Genomic DNA, 20,904 nt, shown 5'->3' with positions numbered 1-20,904 from the left:
TATATTACATTAAGTAATTGTTAATTTAAAGAGATTCTGAAAATGGAATTTAAAACGATCATAGCGAAAATAAACGATACTCTTTCCCCAGAAGAAGAATCGATTTTTGATACATGGTACAAAGAGTCAGATTTGCACAGGGAATATTTTGAAAGGGTTAAGGAAAATTACCAAATTGAAATTAGCGAAGCTGAACTTGATCTTAATAAAGCCTGGCAGGCAGTTGATAAAAGAATTTCTCCTAAGAAAAGTAGAAAATCATATTATAAATATGCCATCGCTGCATCTGTGGCTTTATTATTAGGAATTGGATATTTTACGATTACTAAAACAAACGCAATTGATTCCGGAAAAGGAACAATTGAAACCAAAGAGGCAATTCAAAATTCTAATGATATAGTGCTTACTTTATCTGACGGTTCAAAAGTAATTTTGAATGATCAGAAAAATGGAGTTGTCGCCAGCCAGCAAAGCGTCGTGATTACCAAAGATAAAGACGGAAGCATTCGATATGATGAAAATAACGATCAGCATACCGGAAAACCTACTTATAATACATTAATTACGCCAAACGGAAAAACTTTTCAAATTGCATTGCCAGACGGTACCAATGTCTGGATGAATGCTGGTTCATCCTTAAAATATCCAACTTATTTTGATGGAAACGAAAGATCGGTTGTTTTAACCGGTGAAGCTTATTTTGAAGTTTCGCATAATGAAAAAATGCCGTTTAAGGTTTTCTCTAACGGACAGCAGGTTGAAGTTTTAGGAACTCATTTTAACATCAGGGCTTATGAAAATGAACCAGTTTTAAAAACTACTTTATTAGAAGGAAAAATTAAAATTACTGAAGGAGAAAATTCTTCTTTGGTAAAACCGGGACAGCAGGTTAAAGTATCTCTTACGAATCATTCGATGAAAATTGCAGAGGTCAATACAGAACTCGCCATCGCCTGGAAAAACAGACTTTTCTATTTTGAAAATGCAAAATATGATGAAATCATGCGGGAGATCGAAAGATGGTATGATGTGAAAGTAATTTATAAGGGAAAAATTCCTGATGAAAAATTTCAGGGAGCCATTCAAAAAGATTTAAAACTAGATCAGGTATTAAAAATGCTTGAAAGCAAAGATGTTCACTTTAAAGTTTCAGGAAAGGAGGTGCTTGTGACACAGTAATATAGTGCCGCAAGAACTTTACGCAAAAAAAATACCCATAGCGTTGGAGCGCTGTGGGTATGTATAGCGTAGTTCTAAATAAAATTAACCGATCCTATTTAATAACTAACCGTTCAAAAGTAATGAAATTTTTAACCAATCAAAAATTACAACCACACAAGAATTCTTCCCAAATAGAAAAATTCCTGTCCATCACAACTGGCAATTTGAAAAAACTATACCTTATATTATTGCTTCTTCTTAGTAGCTTTTCTTTTGCACAAAGCACTAAGACAGTGACTATTGATGGTAATAATTTAAGTTTTCAAACTGTATTTAACAGTATTACAAAGCAAACAGGATATGTTTTCTTTTATAATGTGAAGATATTAGAGAATGCAAAACCAGTCAACCTGAATATTCAGAAGAAAAGCATTCCGGAAGCTTTAGCCATTATTTTTGAAGGCCAGCAGTTTTCTTTTTCTATTCAGGACAAAACTATTGTTGTCACTTCTTCAAGACCCGAAAATAAAACTACCGGATCTATTCAGGTTAAAGGAAAAGTCCTTAACGCGCAGAAAGACCCATATCCGGGCGTAAATGTTTGGGTAACAGGAACCAAAATTGGAGCTGTAACCGATTTTGACGGAAGCTTCGTTTTATACGATGTGCCAACAGATGCAATTATCGAAGTTACAGGATTAACCGTAGAAACAACAAATGTGTTTCTTGAAGGTCGGCCCAATATCACAATAATAGCAAAAGAAAAAGTAGCCTTAATGAACGAAATTGTCGTGAATAATGGTTACCAGAAAATTTCAAAAAACAAATCGACAGGATCTGTATCTGTAATTACGGCAAAAGATTTGGAGAAAATTCCGGTTTCAAACGTAATGCACCAGTTAGAAGGTCAGGTTGCAGGTTTGGCAATTGATGTTTTGGAATCTGATAATACATTTGTTTACTCCAATTTATTTGGTGCAGGTGCCACCAAAACCAGTTACAACTTTAGAATAAGAGGCCAGTCTACTTATGATACCAGCGGTGCCAGCAGCTTACCATTGATTATTTTAGACGGAGCTCCTACAGAATTGGATATTAGAACAATAAATCCAAAAGATATCGAAAAAATAACTTTTTTGAAAGATGCGGCAGCGGCTTCTATTTACGGTGCAAGATCTGCAAATGGAGTTATGATAATCGAAACCAAAAAAGGAAAAAGAGGAAAAACAAAATTCAGTGCTTCTCAAAATTATGCTATTGCAAACACATCTAAGATCTCAACTCTGCCTTTGATGAATTCTTCTCAGGTATTAAATCTGGAGCAGGAACTGGTAGATAAAGGAATTATTACAGACCCGGCAATGGCTTTTAGTCTTTATAATTCAACACCTGTAAGTCAGGGAGTCGAATTAATGCTTCAGGAAAAAAGAGGAACTATTACTGCTGACCAGAAAAATGCACAATTGGATATTTTAAGAGGCAGAAATAATTATGATCAAATTACAAAGTATATCATGCGTCCTTCAGAATCAAATAGTTATGATTTTTCTTTCAGCGGAGGCGAAAATGATTATTCTTATTTTACATCAGCTTCTTTTTCAAACGAAAAAACTTCGGCTATTGGTACTGGTGGTAAACGTATGACATTTACTATAAACCAGGATTTTAAGCTGCTTAATTACCTAAAAGTAAGTACAAGCGTAAAAGGATCTATCTTCAATTACGATCAAAATGGTTTGGGTTTAGAACCACTTGGGGCTTCATTAACAACCTACTTACCGTACGACCAAATTGTTGATGAAAACGGGAATTCAGTTTCTTACGAAAGACGTTTTTACAGTGCAGATACTCAAAGACTTGAAAGCCAAGGATATTTGCCATGGACTTACAACTATATGGATGAATTAAATAATCGTAATAAAACCATAAACGAGCAAAATTATTCGGCCAATATTTCTGTTACTGCTCCTTTGCTAAAAGGATTAAATGCAGTGGGAACCTATTTTATTGAAACTTCTAATTTAAAGAACGACAATTTATATAATATTAATACCTTTCAAACAAGGGACTTTATTAATCAATACACCTATCTTGATCCAGGTAGCAATGAACTTGTCTATGGAATTCCGTTAGGAGGAATAAGTCAAAACTCAAGGTTTGGTAAAGACAGTTATACCGGTCGTGGACAATTAACGTACAATACTACTTTGGCTGATAAACATTCTGTTGATGCCATGGGAGGTATAGAATTTAGAGAAACTAAAGAATCAAATCAGTCAGGAACATTATTTGGTTACAATGATACGGCTCAGACTTCGATTGATCTTCCTTCAAATACACCTAATACAATTTACGGTTATCCTCAGGGAGTAAGTTATAATAATACCTTAAAAAGTGCAACACGCCGCTTTTTATCTTATTATGGTAATGCATCTTATACTTATGATAATAAATATACAATTTCAGGAAGTGCGCGATTAGACGACTACAACAATTTTGGTGTAGATAAAAGTTATAGAAGAACACCTTTGTGGTCTACAGGTTTTAAATGGAATATCATCAAAGAAAATTTCATGAAAGGAGTAACCCTGATTGATAATTTAGCTTTTAGGGCAAGTTATGGATATAACGGTAATATTAGTTTGAGTACTTTTCCTTTTACCAGTATTTCGCTTGCAGATATTGACCGTTTTTCACAAGTACCATACGCTTTTGTTTCGGCAGCAGCCAATCCGGCGTTGCGTTGGGAAAAAACAGGAATCATGAATTTTGGTTTGGATTTCAATCTTCTTAATTATCGTTTAAACGGAACTATAGAATATTACAAAAAAGACAGCAAGGATTTAATTATGGAATTTCCGGTTTCGCCATTTTATGGTACTCCAAACAATATGTTAGTGAGAAATGCATCAACGCTAGAAGGGCATGGAATTGATTTGAATTTAAACGGTGTTATTGTTAAAACGAAAAATTTTGGTTTTGATTTGAACTTAGTTACATCTTATAATAAAAACGAAGTTACCGATTCAAGATTTACAAATTATTCACAATTTTTAAATGGTTCAGGAACTGGAGCACCAATTGTGGGTTATGGACTTAATAGTGTTTTTGCCTTTAGAAATGCTGGATTAAATAATACAGGTTCTGTTCAGGTATATGACAGAGACGGAAACATTGTGCAGTCTAATGTTGCTTTGACCGATATGGCAGATATGAAGTATATGGGAACTTCGACACCCAAATATTACGGAAGTTTAAGTGCTAATTTAACGTATAAAAAACTTTCACTTTATCTTTTGGCTACTTATAAATTGGATTATGTGTTGTTCAAACCATCATTTGATCAGTATGTAACCCGATACGGAAGCTTTAACGGATATGATTTAAATGCAGAAATCGATCAGAGATGGAGAAATCCGGGAGACGAAGCAACTACCAATGTTCCGGGTGTAAGAGGAATGAGCGGTTACAGTTATTCCCGTTATACTTTTGGTGATAACAGAGTAATTGATGGAGACCACATTCGATTTAAAGAAGTTTCGCTTAAATATGACTTATCAGATTTATTTGCAAACACTTTTATACAAGGCGCCTCATTAACTTGTTCAGCAAGAAATCTGGGCATTATATGGAGAAAAAACAAAGAAGATTTAGACCCTGATTTTCTGCCATATACAGGAAACAACATGAAACTGCCTCCAACGGCAATGTATTCAGTAGGATTCAATTTTAACTTTTAAAAGCTGCAACGATGAAAAAATATTTAATATATATAGCGATTTTATCAACACTTTTAACAAGTTGTGATAATTATGTAGACATACAAACTGAAGGAAGATTAATACCGGAAGAAACAGTAAACTACAGATATTTACTGCAGGGAGCCAGTACGTTTAACAGCACTTATGGTTTAGTAGATGTGGCTTCAGATGATATTGTAATGCGTGATGATCATGCGGCCTATTTTAATCAGAATTTTTCGGGATCGGCATATTACAAACCTTATGTGCAAACATATAAATGGGCAGATGAAATTATTCCGATAGGAGAAAGAGATAGTGATATGAATTCTCTGTATACAACATTATTTACTTGCAACGTCATAATTTCTGAGGTAATGACCAGTAAAAACGGTACAGATGCTGAACGTTTAGCCATAAAAGGAGAAGCACAGGTACACAGGGCTTATATCTTTTTAACATTGGTAAATGTATTTGCTAAAGCTTATGATCCTGCAACAGCGGCGACAGATCCGGGAATTCCGCTTTTAACTGAGCCAACTGTGACCGAAAACATTACAAGAGCATCAGTAAAACAAGTATATGATCAAATTATAAAAGATCTTACAGAAGCTACTACATCAGGATTAAAAGCCGTACAAACAGGAAGAAACATCTGGTTTCCTTCAAGAGCATCTGCTTATGCCCTTTTGGCAAGAGCCAATTTGTATATGGGTAATTATGCCGAAGCGCAGCAAAATGCAGAAGCGGCATTGGCATTGCAAAATAACCTGCTGAATTTAGAAGATTATCAAAATTTGGGAGATTATTCATGGCCGAGAACTTTTCAGGATCCTGAAAATATACTGGCAAAAGAATCAGGTAGTTATATGTATTCGCCAATGGTTTTATCATTAAGCGACGAGTTATTAAATTCATTTGATACAAACGATCTTAGATATCAGTTGTACACAAGACCTTTAAGTACTATGACGTACGGAACTCTTACTCAGGGAAGGGCTTATTCAAAAGAGCTTTTATCCGGTGATGGACGTAACGCCGGCCCAACTGTACCTGAAATGTATGTGATTAAAGCTGAATGTGAAGCCAGAGCAGGAAGTGCCGGAGCAGCAATGAATACGATTAATACTTTAAGAAAAAGTCGTTTTAGAGCCGCAGATTATACCGATTTAACTGCAGTTGATGCCAATGACGCTCTTGTTAAAGTATTGGCAGAACGCCGAAAAGAATTAATGGGAAGAGGCGGATTTAGATGGGCTGATTTAAAACGTTTAAATAAAGATCCTCGTTTTGCTAAAACCATTACACGCACCTATTTAAACGAAACTTTTAGTATCGAACCAAATGGAGCCCGTTACCAGTTTCCTTTTGCGGCAATCTACTTTGATTATGCCCCTGATTTACAACAAAATTAATAAAATTCAATAGTATACAGCACGCCTAAAAACCTACATAGGCGTGCTTATAAAATCAAAAAAAATGAAAATATTAAAACTATTAGCACTTTTTATAGTTGCGAATGCTTCTATATATGCGCAAGATCAAGTTAAAACATTTGATGTTGCGCCAGAGCAACCAAATCCGGGTGAAGAAATTAGCATTACATACGACCCTTCACAAACGGTTTTAAAAAATGCAAAAGAAGTTTCGGCAAGACTTTATACTTACGATAATTTCAAATGGCAAATTAAGGATATTAATCTAAAAGCAAATGCAGATAAAAAATGGCAGACTAAAGTAAAACTTTCAGATCATGCGTCATTAGTAACTTTTATTTTTACTTCGGATACTTTAGTAGATAAAGGCGGACTGACTACTTACAGCTGGATGCTTCCAAAATCTCCGGGTGCTTATATTGGCTGGGGAATGCTGCGTAACAAAGTTTTTGCAGATGATGTTCCGAATATTGTTGATGAATCTGCTTTTAAAAATGATTCAGTGGCAGTAATGTGGGTAAATTACGAATTGCAATACCATCCGGAAAGCCGCAAAAAGATTTTTTATCCTGCCTTAAAAGTAGCTCAAATAGTTAGAGGCGGTGATTTTTCTCCTCGTATTAAAAAAGAACTTCGATTTATACTTACTAATGAATTAGATAATCAGGATCAGTACAATGTGACCAGAACATTGAATTTATTAGAGCCAACTGCCAATAAAGTTTTTATAGACTCAGTACAACAGGCACTTTTGAAAAAATATCCAAAAGGGGTTTTGGCTCGTGATATTGAAATCAAAAAAATGTTTATGGAAAAAGATTTTGATAAAAAAGTAAAAGAATATAACGAGTTTGAAAAGAACTTCCCAAAAGAAAAATTCTTAGATGTTGTTACCGAAACAGAAAGTCTTTACAGCGATAAATTATTTAAAGCAATTGCCTATAATTATATTGTAAAAAACAAAGATTACGACTTTGCCATCAACAGCGTAAAAAAAGTTTCGTTTTATAATGTATTAGATTATTCCTGGCATTTAATTTCAATTCCATTTAACAGAAATGAAGACGGAGTTGAAAAAACATCTTTGGAAACATTAAAAAAATACGCCGATATCATTATTCCAGAAATGGAAAGCAGGGAATTGTATGTTCCCAAAGAATTTGTTCAAAAATTATCTCCTAAAGAATGGCAGGCTCAGGCATTGAATTATGCAGCAAGAGAATATTTTACGTATGCAAAACTTCAGGAATACTTTAAAAACTATGATTTAGAGAGAAGATATTTAGATAAAATTAAGTCGTTTTACGGGTATAAAGACGCTTCGTATAATGAAGTGTATACAAGAATGCTTATAAGAGAAGGAAAAACGCTGGACGCTAAGGAATTGTTAGCAATCAGCATTAGAGAAAACAAATCAACTCCGGAAATGTTAGCTTCATTAAAAGCCATTTATTTAAAAGAAGGCGGTGCAGCAGCAGGTTTTGAAGCTTATGTCAATTCATTTAAATCAGACAGTAATATTCAGGAACACAAAACCAAATTGATTGCAGAACTTATCAATAAGCCAATTGAAGGTTTTGAGTTAGAAAGCAGCAAAGGAGGCAAAGTAAAATTAGCCGATCACAAAGGAAAAATTGTTGTACTTGATTTTTGGGCAATGTGGTGCGGACCTTGTAAAAATGCAATGCCGGGAATGCAGATGGCTGTTGAAAAATACAAACAAGATCCTAATGTGAATTTCTATTTTGTAGATACACAGGAATATATCAAAGATTTTAAAGCACAAACACAGGCATTTATAAAAGAGAAAAACTTTGATTTTACGATTTTGTATGATGGGAAAAATCCAAAAACAGGAAAGTTTGACGAAGTCTATGAAAAGTATGCAAAAGCATTTCAGTTTTCGGGAATTCCTGAAAAAATGATTATCGATCAAAATGGAAAATTGAGATGGATGTCTAATGGATATTTTGGAAGCCCAACAGAACTTGCCGACGAAATTTCGATTATCATAGAATATTTAAAAGCTGAGAAAAAATAATTTAGTTAAAAAGGTTAGAAAATGAAAATTGTTAATTTTTTATATCTCAGCATTTTGTTATTGTGCTGTCAGATTGGTTTTTCACAAACCATCTGGCAGGGACAATATCAATCGTACCGCATATTAGTTTCTGGTGATTTTGATAGTAAAATAGATTCCCTGGCCTTTAGTATTCCTGAATTAGGTTCAGAATCTAAAGTTGCCGTAAAAATTGTTGCTGATAGTGTTTCCTTTAAAAATGATATGTACGGTTTTACTTTTAAAGGAAAATACAATCCGCAGAAAACAACAATTACTGGGATTTTTAATAATTACTCGATTCCAAATGCGACAATTATCTTAAAGAAACAAAACGAAATTAAACCGTTGTTTTTTGCACAGCATCCGCAAAAACCATATCCGTATGAAGTGAAAGATTTTACCTTTTTAGGAAAAAATACCAAACTGACGTATGGAGCGACATTGACACTTCCGAAAAATAAAAAGAAATATCCGGTTGCTATTTTAATTTCAGGAACAGGACAGCATGATCGTAATTATACGTATGTAGGAAGAGAATTTTTTACCGTTTTAGCAGATTATCTGGCAAAAAACGGAATCGCTTCTTTGCGCGTTGACGACCGTGGAATTGGTAAAACAACAGGAGATTTTGAAATCGCAACAACCGGAGATTTTGCCGACGATATTGATGAAGAAATTGCCTGCCTAAAAAGCGATCCAACTATCGATGGATCTCATATCGGTTTAATTGGTCATAGCGAAGGCGGTATGATTGCATCGATTGTAAGTTCGAGAAATAAAGATGTAAAATTCATGATAAGCTTATCCGGAGTAGGAGTAAGCGGACTCGAAATGCTGAACTTGCAAAATACGGCAATCCTTAAAAGTTATGGTTTTACAGATGAAGTTGTGGGAAAACAAATGGAGTTGTATAACATATTGTTCAAAGCCGTTTATGATACAAAAGATGATGAATCTGCCAAGCCTGTTATTGAAGCAAAAACAAAAGCCTGGATAAAAATGCAGGATTCAGTTATGCTAAAAAAAATACAGCTTTCAGACAGGCGAGATGAGACTTTTACCTACCGATATTCAAGAGATGCTGATAAAAAATGGTATCGATACACCATTCATTACAATCCTGAAGATTATTTGCCAAAAATTACAATTCCGGTATTTATAGGAAATGGAGACAAAGACATTCAGGTTCCGGCGGTAGAGAATGTAAATTCATTCAAAAAACATCTGAAAACCAAAGACCTGACGACTAAAATTTATCCGGGATTAAATCACATGTACCAGCATTGCACAACTTGTACGCAGAAAGAAGTCAAAGAAATAGACGAAGTTTTTGCTACCGAAGTTCTGGACGATATCGCCAAATGGATTTTAAGCCGATATAAAAAGTAATATTAGGTGATCATCTTTGTCAAAGTTTCAAACTTTGACAAAGATTGAAAACCACAAAACACCTGATTACCAAGGTTCTTTATCTAAACTATTTTTCGTTTTATCAATTAATTATGGACTTTCCTTAATTGGATCGGTCATGAAATGTTTCCTGCTATGAAAAAATTACTTTTATTGTTTTTGATACTTTTTAGTTTTCAAAACGCATTTTCTCAAATTTACGATCCGGTATCGTTTAAAACAGCTGTAAAAGAATTAGATAGTAATACTTATGAATTAAGTATTACAACCCAAATAGAAAAAAACTGGCACATTTATTCTCAAAAAGTTCCTGCAAACGGACCAATGCCAACGAGTTTTAAATTTGCAAAATCTAAAAATTATACGGTAAAAGGTGGCGTTACAGAACCAAACGGACATGAAGTTGATGATCCGGTTTTTAATATGCGCATTAAGTTTTTTGAAACCAAAGCTGTTTTTACACAAATAATAGAGCGAAAAACAAATGAAGCTTTTAAGATAAATGCTACCATTGAGTTTATGGTTTGCAACGATCAAAGCTGTTTACCGCCAACGGAAAGAGAATTTATTTTTGAAATTCCGAAAGGTAATTTAAAAGAAGAAACAAAAGTAATTGTGGAAACTAAAACCACAAATTCAGATACAATTGCAACGGTTGCAACAGATACCGTAAAAGAAAATACGATCAAACCGGAGATCAAGAAAGCGGTTGTTGCCGTAAAAAATGTTCCCGCGCCGGAAGAACAAAATATCTGGAGTGTTTTTCTATTGAGTTTTCTGGGAGGTTTGGCAGCTTTGTTAACACCTTGCGTTTTCCCGATGATTCCAATGACGGTTAGTTTTTTTACCAAACAAAGCAAAACCAGGGCAGCCGGAATTCGAAATGCATTGTTGTACGGCTGGTTTATCATTATTATTTATGTAGCGCTGGGAACATTGGTAACCACACTTTTTGGCGCAGATGCCTTAAATGCACTGGCTACAAATGTCGTTTTCAATTTGATATTCTTTTTATTATTGGTTGTTTTTGCAGTTTCTTTTTTGGGTGCTTTCGAAATTGTATTACCAAGTTCATGGCTCACCAAAGTCGATAATAATTCACAGAAGAGTGGTGTTATCGGTATCTTTTTTATGGCTTTGGCTTTAGCGATAGTATCTTTTTCGTGTACAGGACCAATTGTGGGCACGTTATTAGTACAGTCAGCAAGTCAGGGCGGTTTGGCACCCATTATTGGGATGTTTGGATTTTCATTGGCTATTGCTTTGCCGTTTACACTTTTTGCGGCTTTTCCGGGCTGGATGAATTCACTTCCAAAATCTGGCGGTTGGCTTAATTCTGTAAAAGTTGTTTTAGGCTTTTTAGAATTGGCTTTAGCCTTTAAATTTTTATCCAATGCCGATTTAGTTTTGCAATTGCATTTATTAGAAAGAGAAGTTTTTCTGGCTATCTGGATCGCAATTTTCCTTGTTTTGGCTTTGTATTTATTTGGAAAAATCCAATTGTCGCACGATTCTCCTGTAACTCATCTTTCTGTTGGGAGATTGAGTTTAGGAATTGCAGTTCTGGCTTTTGTAGTGTATTTAATTCCGGGACTTTGGGGAGCTCCATTGCAATATATCAGCGGTTTTCCGCCGGCAAAACAATATAGTGAATCGCCAAATGGTTTTGGAAACACAGCGGTTTCAAATGATGCAAAAGAGTTATTGCCGGAAGGCGCAGAAAGCGGTCCAAACGGAATCACGACTTTTCATGATTATGAAACTGGTTTGGCCTACGCCAAAAAAGTAAACAAACCCGTTATGATCGATTTTACAGGATATGCGTGTGTAAATTGCCGCAAAATGGAAGAGCGCGTCTGGCCGGATCCGCAGGTTTTATCACAATTAAAAAATGATGTTGTCGTTATTTCTTTATATGTAGACGATAAAAGACCACTTGCAGAAAACGAGCAGATTGTATCAAAAATAACAGGTAAAAAATTAAAATATACTGGACAGAAATGGAGTGAATTTCAAATCCTGAAATACAAAACCAACGCCCAGCCTTATTATGTTTTAACAGATCATAACGGAGAATCCCTAAATCAGCCAACGGCGTACAATCCGGATATTCAATTTTATACGAATTGGTTAAAAGAAGGAGTAGGGAACTTTAAAAAATAGTTTAAGAAGTGAAAATAAAGCACAGTTTGTCATTTCGAGGAACGAGAAATCTCCGTCAGAAATTCTACAAAGATTGGCGATTTTGCTTGCGGAGTTTCTTGCGAAGATTCTTCCTTTATCAGGATAACAAAAATAATACAATACTGGTTTTTCAAACATTATTATTTTTTAGAAGTATTTGAATTAGTAAGCTTGTACATCATTTGAGAAACCCTAAAAGAGCTGTTTTTGCCAACAGCTCTTTTTTAGGTTTCCTTTAGAAGTATTTTTTGAGTAATTGCCAATAATCTAATTGAGCCTTACAGAAAGATTAAATGAACCTCACAACAAAGCAATACCGAAATATAAATTTTAATTTTGTATGTTAGTAATACAGTATTAGAAATCATGGATGTTCAGCAAGACGATAAATTAAAAACATTAAGCTATTCGGGGATATTTTTGTCCTGTTTTAGTGATTATAGCGAAAAGTGTATTCACGCCACGCCCGAACATGTTTTGGTTTATTTGTACTCCGGAGAACAGATTATAGAGGACAGAAATAAAAAAATAATATTACAGGCTGGTGATTGTGCTTTTATCCGAAGAGATCATCGCTTGAAAATGTATAAAAATAGCAAAGGAGAAGATTTGTACAAAGGTATTTCATTGACTTTTAAGCGAAATATATTGCGTGATTTTTACAACAAAATGAATAAATCTGAAATTCCTAAAGCTGCAAAAGTTACCGATCAAACGGTTTTCAAATTAGATACAACTCCTGCAATAGAAAGTTTATTTCAATCGCTTACCCCTTATTTTGACAGTAATGTAAAACCAACCGAAGGTGTTACACATTTAAAATTATTGGAAGGAATTTATGCTTTGCTAAACAGCAGTGAACAGCTTTATCCAATACTTTTTGACTTTGCTGAACCTTGGAAAATTGATCTTTTGGAATTTCTCAACGAAAACTATAATCAAGAACTTTCAATGGAACAAATAGCTTCGTTTACAGGACGAAGTCTGGCTACTTTTAAAAGAGATTTTAAAAAAATCAGCAACCTCACACCTCAGAAATGGCTGATAAAAAAACGTTTGGAAATGGCTTACATAAAACTAAAGGAAGAAGGCAGAAAAGTACAAGACGTTTATATGGAAGTTGGTTTTAAAAACCCATCTCATTTTTCAACCGCCTTTAAAAAACAATACGGAATTTCGCCAACGGAAGTTTAGACTTTTTTATCTTTCTTTAATTTTCCCGAAGAATGTTCGCTTTTAATTTTTTCGCGATGCTGCATTCCCCATTTTGTCATGGCTCCTACAACTTCTTCAAGCGTATGACTGTAGGGCAGAAGTTCATATTCTATGCTTACAGGGTATCCATTTTCTACTTTTTTGATGATAAAACCATTCATTTCCAGTTCTTTTAATTCGCTGGAAAGAACCCTTGCAGAGATTCCTGTAACTTGTCTTTGAATTTCGGTAAATCGTTTATTTCCTCTTGCCATGGCGATGATAATCATCAGTTTCCATTTGCCGCCAATGGCATATAAAGCGTCTGAAACTGCCATTAAAACTTTATGACAATCTTCTGTAAATGCTTTGTTATCTACTTGATTTTCTTTTACTTCATCCATAACTATGTTGTTTATTACCTGCTAACCTTTAGGTAATCACTAATAAATTGTAAGCAAATATAATATAATTTTGGCTTGTAATAATTACACAAAATAAATTTTCAATTTGAATTAAACGACAAAATTATGACCCTAGAAATTTTAAAAACAAAAGAAGAACTTAGAAACTTAATTGATGATTATGCCTATTTAGGTGATGATAAAAAAATTGCAGAAGTGATGGATTTATTAACACCGGATGTTACCTATAAAGTTTATATGGGTGGCGTTTTGGTGGCCGATGTTTCCGGAAGAGAAAATATGGAAAAAGATTTTAATCATCATGCTTCTTTGGTAAAAACCTATTTTACATTGAACGGACAGCATACTGTAAAAATAGGTAACGAAACTGCTTCGGGAGTTTCTTTTACTCAAATCAAAATGATCAGAGAGATTGAGGGAAAAGATATTTTGACTGATTACAGTGTGAAATATGATGACAGTTATGTATTTGTAAATGGAAAATGGTTCATCAAAGACCGTGTCGCTCATTTCCTGATTATCGAAACAAGACCTGTTTCTTAAATTTATTGAGCCTGTCAGAAAGATTCTTTGAGCCTCGCAGTAAAGTCACTGCGAGGCTTTGTGTTTAATTTTGTGTTTTTAAATATTAAACAGATGCAAACAACAATATTCGACCGATTAAGAAATGGCGAAATCATTTCGTCAGCAGATAAAGATGCGTATAAAATGCGTGAAGCTTCCTTTGCTACAAAGAAATTATTGCTTCAGATGAATAATTCGTCAGATCCTGCGGAAATCATAAATTTTTTAAGCCAGATCACAGCTACTAAGATTGACGAAAGTGTAACTGTATTTACACCGTTATATATCAATTATGGAAAAAATACCAAAATCGGTAAAAATGTATTCATCAACTTCGATTGCGTTTTTCTTGATTTGGGCGGAATTACTATTGAAGAAAATGTATTAATAGCTCCGAAAGTAAGTTTGCTTACCGAAGGTCACCCAACTTCAATCGAAGACAGACATTCTCTAATTCCAAAACCAATTCTCATTAAAAAAAATGCCTGGATTGGTGCCAACGCTACCATTTTGCCGGGCGTAACGATTGGCGAAAATTCAGTTGTCGCAGCAGGAGCGGTGGTCTCTAGAGATGTTCCTGACAATACAATCGTAGGTGGAATTCCTGCAAAAAATTTAAAAACAATTTAATTTAATAAAATGAAAAAAACATTGATTATTACAATAATGCTTCTTTTAACATTGCAAGCATTTTCGCAAGACAAAAAATCTAAATCAGAAAAAATGAATACATCAAAAGAACATTATACCTTTCAATTAAGCGATAAAGTAACGCGTCAAAAAGTAAGTTTCAAAAATCGTTATGGTATTACTTTGAGCGGAGATTTATATCTTCCGAAAAATGCCGGAAACACAAAATTAGCTGCGTTAGCAATTAGCGGGCCTTTTGGAGCTGTAAAACAACAATCATCAGGATTATACGCAAATATAATGGCCGAACGTGGTTTTGCTGTGATAGCATTTGACCCGTCTTATACAGGTGAAAGTAGTGGTGAACCACGAAATGTAGCTTCTCCGGAAATCAATACCGAAGATTTCAGTGCCGCGGTTGATTTTTTAGGATTGCAAAAAATAGTAGATAGAAATAAAATTGGTATCATTGGGATTTGTGGTTTTGGTGGTTTTGCTTTAAATGCCACTGCAATTGACAAACGAGTTAAAGCGGTTGCTGTGACAAGTTTGTATGATATGACCAGAGTAATGTCGAAGGGCTACAATGATTCTGTTACTCTGGAACAAAGAACCAAAACATTGGAAAATCTGGGTGAACAGCGTTGGAAAGATGCAGAAAACGGAAAACCGGCAGATGGCCCAAGAAATTTACCGGAAACATTGAAAGGCGATGAACCACAATTTATAAAAGAATATTTTGATTACTACAGAACGCCACGTGGTTTTCATGCTAACTCTGTAAACTCAAACGGAGCCTGGCTGGTGACTAACCCAATATCTTTTATGAATATGCCAATACTAAGTTATGTAAAAGAAATTTCGCCGAGACCAATGCTTTTAATCGCAGGAGAAAATGCGCATTCAAGATATTTTAGTGAAGATATTTTTAAAGTAGCAAATGAACCAAAAGAATTAATAATTATCCCAAATGCAGTTCACGTTGATTTGTATGATAAAGTGAATGTGATTCCTTTCGATAAGCTGGAAAAATTCTTTAAAGATAATTTGAAATAATATATCAGATGGCAATTTGAAGCGATGCCAAATATTTCTAATGTATAAAGAAATAAATGGAGCGCACCAGCATTCATCACAATTACAAACCTCCAAAGTTATTTGATTTTGGAGGTTATTTTATGTTTACGGGCTTTTTGCCACAGTCATTAAGGCTTTCAAAAAAGATACCAAATATGCAGATCGAAAGAGTTGTGGATTGATAAAAACCAAGGTTACCAATTTTTATAGCAGACACTTTAAATAATTTAATTTTGTAATAGAATAAATAGTATTTTTACTGTATTGAAAACAACCAATATCATATTGTCTTTTATCATTCTTATTATTTCCTTCATGCCGTGTGCTGATATGGAAATGAATAATGCTGCGCAAAAGACAGCTCAATTTACTGAAACTCATATTGATCATTCGCATGACACACAAAATGATTTGTGCTCACCATTTTGCGTATGCAGTTGTTGTGGAGTGCAAGTGTTAAGTTATGCATCTGCAATTAATTTTGATTTTCATGTTATAGGGTCTTTGATTAAGCGTCCGTTACCAAATTACATCTCAGTTTTAGCTTCCAATTTCTACGGAAGTATTTGGCAGCCACCTCAAATAGTATAATGTTGGCCGTCCCGAAGTTTCGGGATTCGGTTAGAGATTTGTGGACTTTCCACACAATTTAAAGACAATTTATTGTCTTAATTTCTCATTTCATTATATATTCAAATGTTAGATAAAATTATACAGTTTAGTATAAGGAATAAATTCATTATACTATTATTTACCTTGGTTTTAATTGCCTGGGGAAGCTATTCGCTTAAAAAATTACCACTAGATGCATTGCCTGATGTTACCAATAATCAGGTTCAGATTATTACTACAGCGCCAACTTTGGCCAGTCAGGAAGTAGAGCAATTAATTACTTATCCGCTTGAACAATCTGTCAAGACCGTTGCTAAAGTAATTGAACTTCGTAGTATTTCTCGTTTCGGGTTATCGGTAGTGACCGTAGTTTTTGAAGATAATGTTGATATTTACTGGGCCAGAGAGCAAATATTTCAGCGTTTAAAACAAGCAGAAGAGAATATCCCTGCGTATGCCGGAACTCCGGAACTCGCGCCTATTACAACTGGTTTAGGAGAAATTTATCAATATGATGTTTATGCCAAAAAAGGATATGAAGATAAGTATGATGCGATACAATTAAGAACCATACAGGATTGGATTATTATTCCGCAATTACAGGGAATAGCAGGCGTAGCAGATGTTAGTACCTGGGGGGGCAAATTAAAACAATATGAAATAGCTGTCAATCCAAATACATTAAATAGTTTAGGCGTAACCATCACTGAAATTTTTGATGCTTTAGAGAAAAACAATCAAAATACGGGGGGCGCTTATATCGAAAAAGACCAGTATGCCTACTTTATTCGCGGAGTCGGCATGGCTACAGGTGTAAAAGATTTAGGAAACGTAGTAGTCAAAAACCGTAATGGTTCTCCGGTTCTGGTTCGTGATGTTGCAGAAGTTCGGGAAGGTATTTCACTTCGATATGGTGCTTCTACTAAAGATGGTAAGGGAGAAATTGTTTGTGGACTGGCTTTGATGCTTAAAGGAGAAAATTCAAGTGCAGTTGTTGCGCGTATTAAAGAAAAAATGATCCAAATAAATAAAAGCCTGCCAGAAGGAGTTGTAGCAGAAGCCTTCATTGACAGAGGAAAATTAGTTGATAGTGCTATTGGAACAATAAGTAAAAATTTATTGGAGGGAGCATTGATCGTTATTTTTGTACTTATTTTATTTTTAGGAAATCTTCGTGCAGGTTTAATTGTAGCATCTGTAATCCCACTGGCGATGCTTTTTGCCGTTATTTTAATGAATGCCTTTGGCGTAAGCGGAAACTTAATGAGCTTGGGAGCAATTGATTTTGGAATCATCGTCGATGGTGCGGTTATCATAGTTGAAGCTACGATGCATCATTTGCAGAAACTCAAAAGAAAAGATAAATTATCACAAGAAGAAATGGATACTGAAGTATATAATTCAGCGTCTAAGATTAGAAATAGTGCTGCATTTGGAGAAATCATTATTCTTATCGTGTACTTGCCTATTTTGGCTCTTATTGGTACAGAGGGAAAAATGTTTAAACCAATGGCCATGACAGTTAGTTTTGCTGTTATTGGTGCTTTTATTCTTTCGTTAACGTATGTACCCATGATGAGTGCCATGTTTTTATCTAAAAATACAGAACACAAAGAAAACTTTAGTGACCGAATGATGGCGTGGCTGGAGAATATTTACGCACCATTTTTAGAGAAGGCTTTGGCATTTAAAAAAACAGTATTAGGTATTGCTCTTGGTTTATTTATTTTGGGAGTTATTGTTTTTCAAAATATGGGAGGAGAATTTATTCCAACTATCGAAGAAGGAGATTTGGCACTAAATGTTACTATTATGACCGGAAGTTCTCTAACCCAAATGATAAAGACTACTACGGAATATGAAAAGATTTTAAAAGATAAATTTCCTGAGATTAAAACCGTTGTAGCTAAAATTGGAAGCGGTGAAATACCAACAGACCCAATGCCAATAGAAAGTGCAGATTTGATTATTGTTCTTAAAGATAAAAAGCAATGGTCAGGAAAATACAAAAATTGGGAAGATTTAGCGAATGCGATGAAAAAAGAAATGGAAATTATTCCCGGAGTAAACATTGAGATTTCACAACCTATTCAAATGCGTTTTAATGAATTGATGACCGGAAGCAGAAGTGATATTGCAATTAAGATTTTTGGAGATGACTTAGAAATTCTGGATGCAAAAGCAACCGAACTCATTTCGAAAGTAAAAAACATTGAAGGAATAGGAGATTTAAAAGCAGATAAAGTTACTGGTTTGCCACAAATTACGATCAAATATGATTATAATAAAATCGCTTTGTATGGTTTGAATATATCTGATATTAATCGCATTATTCGTTCGTCATTTGCGGGAGAGATTGCTGGTAAGATATACGATGAAAGCAAGCGTTTTGATGTTGTAGTACGAATGAACGCAGATAACAGAAGCGATATTGCCGATGTGAGCAATTTATTTATACCATTGCCAAATGGGCAGCAGGTACCACTTTCGCAAGTGGCTTCCATTGATTATGAGCAAGGTCCTGTACAGGTTTCGCGTGAAGATGGTAAGCGAAGAATAACAGTCGGACTGAATGTTCGTGGTCGTGATATTAAAAGTGTAGTAGAGGAAATTCAACAAAAACTAGATAAAAGTTTTGAACTTCCCGCTGGCTATTATGTTACTTATGGAGGGCAGTTTGAGAATTTAATTGAAGCCACAAAACGGTTATCAATTGCATTGCCAATTGCTTTGGGATTAATTTTAATATTATTATTTTTTACTTTTAATAGTTTCAAACAAGCCGGATTAATCTTTACAGCTATTCCGTTATCAGCCATTGGAGGAATTTTTGCACTTTGGTTGCGAGGTATGCCATTTAGTATCTCGGCTGGAATTGGTTTTATTGCTTTATTCGGAATAGCAGTATTAAACGGAATTGTCCTGATTTCGTATTTCAATCAGCTTAAAGCAGAAGGAATAACAGATCCGCTACAACGAGTGTTCCTTGGAACCAAAACCAGACTAAGACCAGTATTAATGACAGCTGCCGTGGCATCTCTGGGTTTTTTGCCAATGGCATTATCAACCAGTGGAGGGGCAGAAGTACAGAAACCATTGGCAACAGTAGTTATTGGCGGATTATTTTCGGCAACTCTGCTCACCTTAATTGTTTTGCCAATTCTATATCTGCTATTGGAGAACAATACTAAAAAAAGAAAAATGATATCGCAACCTCTTACCATCGCATTGTTATTGCTTTTTACGAGTATTTCATCTGCCCAAACAACACAACCAGTAAGCTTACAAAAAGCAATTGAAATGGGGAAATCTAACAATATAGATTTAAAAATTGCCGATAAGGAAATCGAGAAACAAACCGCTCTTAAAAAGACAGCTTTTCAGGCAGATCCGCTTAATGTTCAATATCAGGGAGGTCAGTTCAACAGTGTTGATTTTGATCATAATATTTCGATTCAGCAATACTTTCCGATAGGGAAAATTACCAAAGCCAATCGCCAATTACAAGAAGAACTGGTCAAGCTGGCTGAAAAGCGAAAAGCATTATCTGAATATGAAATAGAAAAAGCAATCACGCTGTCTTATTATCAATATCTATACGGTATTTCAATCCAAAAATTAAATTCTGAACTTAATGATATTTACACCAAATTTCTTAAAAATGCAGAGCTTCGTTTTAAAACCGGAGAAAGTGGCAATATCGAGGTTATAAGTGCCAAGGCCAAGGTAAAAGAGATCGAAACGCAAAAAGAGCAGCTTAGTTACGATATGGCCATTTACCAAAAGCAATTTCAGTTTTTTGTTCAAACTAACGAAAACATAGTACCAGATACCAATACTACATTACTCTATTCTGATGTAAATGAGAAAGGAAAATCAAAAGCAGAGGGTCTGGTTACAGATTATTATAATCAGCAAATTTCGGTATATCAAAAAGAAGCCAATACGTTTAAAGCTATGCGTACGCCAAAATTAGGATTGGGATATTTTGCCCAAACCATCAATACCGAATCTTTGTTTCAGGGCTTTACGGCAGGGCTTCAAATTCCGTTATTTGGAGGAGTTAATACAGCCAAAGCGCAGGCAGCTTCTATAAGCATTTCGCAGTCAGAGCTTGCATTAGATAAAAACAAACTGGCTTTGAATTTTCAAATGCAGGAATTGCAGAACAATTTTGAAAAGCAAAAAAAAGCATTGACCTATTATCAAAATGAAGGAACACAATATGCGGATCAGATTATAAAGTCGGCAGAAAAAAGTTATGCTAATGGTGATATGAGCTATTGGTCGTACATCAGTTTTTTGAATCAGGCCATTGACATTAAAAAACAGTATGCAGAAGCAGCACATTCCTTTAACCAAAGCGCGATAGAATTACAGTTTCCATCCCTTACAAATAAATAAATTTC

At 34.7% G+C, this 20,904-nt stretch carries 13 protein-coding genes; 12 read left to right on the top strand and 1 reads right to left on the bottom strand.

Going from position 1 to position 20,904, the window contains the following annotated elements; genetic code table 11:
* Window positions 1-42: 42 nt before the first annotated feature.
* From AC4FQ3_RS03705 to AC4FQ3_RS03675, 7 genes are all read left to right on the top strand, one after another.
* Window positions 43-1,179, top strand: a complete 1,137-nt coding sequence (locus AC4FQ3_RS03705) for a FecR family protein (protein ID WP_491180913.1) — start codon at window positions 43-45, stop codon at window positions 1,177-1,179.
* Window positions 1,180-1,385: 206 nt separating this feature from the next.
* Entirely contained in the window at window positions 1,386-4,901 is a 3,516-nt protein-coding gene (locus tag AC4FQ3_RS03700) for a SusC/RagA family TonB-linked outer membrane protein (protein WP_491180912.1), read from the top strand.
* Window positions 4,902-4,912: 11 nt separating this feature from the next.
* Complete coding sequence (locus AC4FQ3_RS03695) at window positions 4,913-6,316, top strand: RagB/SusD family nutrient uptake outer membrane protein (protein ID WP_491180911.1); 1,404 nt, start codon at window positions 4,913-4,915, stop codon at window positions 6,314-6,316.
* Window positions 6,317-6,380: 64 nt separating this feature from the next.
* Window positions 6,381-8,378 carry a TlpA family protein disulfide reductase gene (locus tag AC4FQ3_RS03690; RefSeq protein ID WP_491180910.1) on the top strand — a complete coding sequence of 666 codons (1,998 nt, stop codon included), beginning with the start codon at window positions 6,381-6,383 and terminating at the stop codon, window positions 8,376-8,378.
* 21 nt (window positions 8,379-8,399) lie between these two features.
* On the top strand, window positions 8,400-9,788 hold the full coding sequence (locus tag AC4FQ3_RS03685; protein WP_491180909.1) for an alpha/beta hydrolase family protein: 1,389 nt from the start codon (window positions 8,400-8,402) through the stop codon (window positions 9,786-9,788).
* Window positions 9,789-9,944: 156 nt separating this feature from the next.
* Complete coding sequence (locus AC4FQ3_RS03680; protein ID WP_491180908.1) at window positions 9,945-11,972, top strand: protein-disulfide reductase DsbD family protein; 2,028 nt, start codon at window positions 9,945-9,947, stop codon at window positions 11,970-11,972.
* Between the two features lie 357 nt (window positions 11,973-12,329).
* Window positions 12,330-13,187 carry an AraC family transcriptional regulator gene (locus tag AC4FQ3_RS03675; protein WP_491180907.1) on the top strand — a complete coding sequence of 286 codons (858 nt, stop codon included), beginning with the start codon at window positions 12,330-12,332 and terminating at the stop codon, window positions 13,185-13,187.
* Here AC4FQ3_RS03675 and AC4FQ3_RS03670 read toward each other — a convergent pair.
* A complete protein-coding gene (locus AC4FQ3_RS03670; protein ID WP_463460942.1) occupies window positions 13,184-13,591 on the bottom strand; it encodes a winged helix-turn-helix transcriptional regulator in 408 nt (135 codons plus the stop codon). The genes AC4FQ3_RS03675 and AC4FQ3_RS03670 overlap by 4 nt on opposite strands.
* 126 nt (window positions 13,592-13,717) lie before the next feature.
* Here AC4FQ3_RS03670 and AC4FQ3_RS03665 point away from each other — a divergent pair, with 126 nt between their 5' ends.
* The 5 genes from AC4FQ3_RS03665 (at window position 13,718) to AC4FQ3_RS03645 (ending at window position 20,899) form a co-directional block, all read left to right on the top strand.
* Window positions 13,718-14,155: a nuclear transport factor 2 family protein gene (locus AC4FQ3_RS03665; protein ID WP_491180906.1), complete on the top strand. Its 438-nt coding sequence runs from the start codon at window positions 13,718-13,720 to the stop codon at window positions 14,153-14,155.
* Window positions 14,156-14,239: 84 nt separating this feature from the next.
* Window positions 14,240-14,806, top strand: a complete 567-nt coding sequence (locus AC4FQ3_RS03660) for a sugar O-acetyltransferase (protein WP_491181010.1) — start codon at window positions 14,240-14,242, stop codon at window positions 14,804-14,806.
* Window positions 14,807-14,815: 9 nt separating this feature from the next.
* Window positions 14,816-15,862 (top strand): alpha/beta hydrolase, encoded by a 1,047-nt coding sequence (locus AC4FQ3_RS03655; RefSeq protein WP_491180905.1) that lies wholly within the window; start codon window positions 14,816-14,818, stop codon window positions 15,860-15,862.
* 285 nt (window positions 15,863-16,147) lie between these two features.
* Complete coding sequence (locus AC4FQ3_RS03650; protein WP_463460945.1) at window positions 16,148-16,474, top strand: DUF6660 family protein; 327 nt, start codon at window positions 16,148-16,150, stop codon at window positions 16,472-16,474.
* 105 nt (window positions 16,475-16,579) lie between these two features.
* Entirely contained in the window at window positions 16,580-20,899 is a 4,320-nt protein-coding gene (locus AC4FQ3_RS03645) for a CusA/CzcA family heavy metal efflux RND transporter (protein ID WP_491180904.1), read from the top strand.
* The last annotated feature ends 5 nt before the right edge of the window (window positions 20,900-20,904 follow it).

The organism is Flavobacterium sp. AK-345 (assembly GCF_058310175.1).
Note: the sequence above shows the minus strand (reverse complement) of the source record. Positions and strands in the feature narration are given on the sequence as shown.

Bases quoted from the DNA above. Each gene is read 5' to 3' on its own strand.
- AC4FQ3_RS03670 (WP_463460942.1), bottom strand. From the start codon at position 13,591: ATGGATGAAGTAAAAGAAAATCAAGTAGATAACAAAGCATTTACAGAA.
- AC4FQ3_RS03695 (WP_491180911.1), top strand. From the start codon at position 4,913: ATGAAAAAATATTTAATATATATAGCGATTTTATCAACACTTTTAACA.
- AC4FQ3_RS03645 (WP_491180904.1), top strand. From the start codon at position 16,580: ATGTTAGATAAAATTATACAGTTTAGTATAAGGAATAAATTCATTATA.
- AC4FQ3_RS03690 (WP_491180910.1), top strand. From the start codon at position 6,381: ATGAAAATATTAAAACTATTAGCACTTTTTATAGTTGCGAATGCTTCT.
- AC4FQ3_RS03705 (WP_491180913.1), top strand. From the start codon at position 43: ATGGAATTTAAAACGATCATAGCGAAAATAAACGATACTCTTTCCCCA.
- AC4FQ3_RS03680 (WP_491180908.1), top strand. From the start codon at position 9,945: ATGAAAAAATTACTTTTATTGTTTTTGATACTTTTTAGTTTTCAAAAC.
- AC4FQ3_RS03655 (WP_491180905.1), top strand. From the start codon at position 14,816: ATGAAAAAAACATTGATTATTACAATAATGCTTCTTTTAACATTGCAA.
- AC4FQ3_RS03665 (WP_491180906.1), top strand. From the start codon at position 13,718: ATGACCCTAGAAATTTTAAAAACAAAAGAAGAACTTAGAAACTTAATT.
- AC4FQ3_RS03685 (WP_491180909.1), top strand. From the start codon at position 8,400: ATGAAAATTGTTAATTTTTTATATCTCAGCATTTTGTTATTGTGCTGT.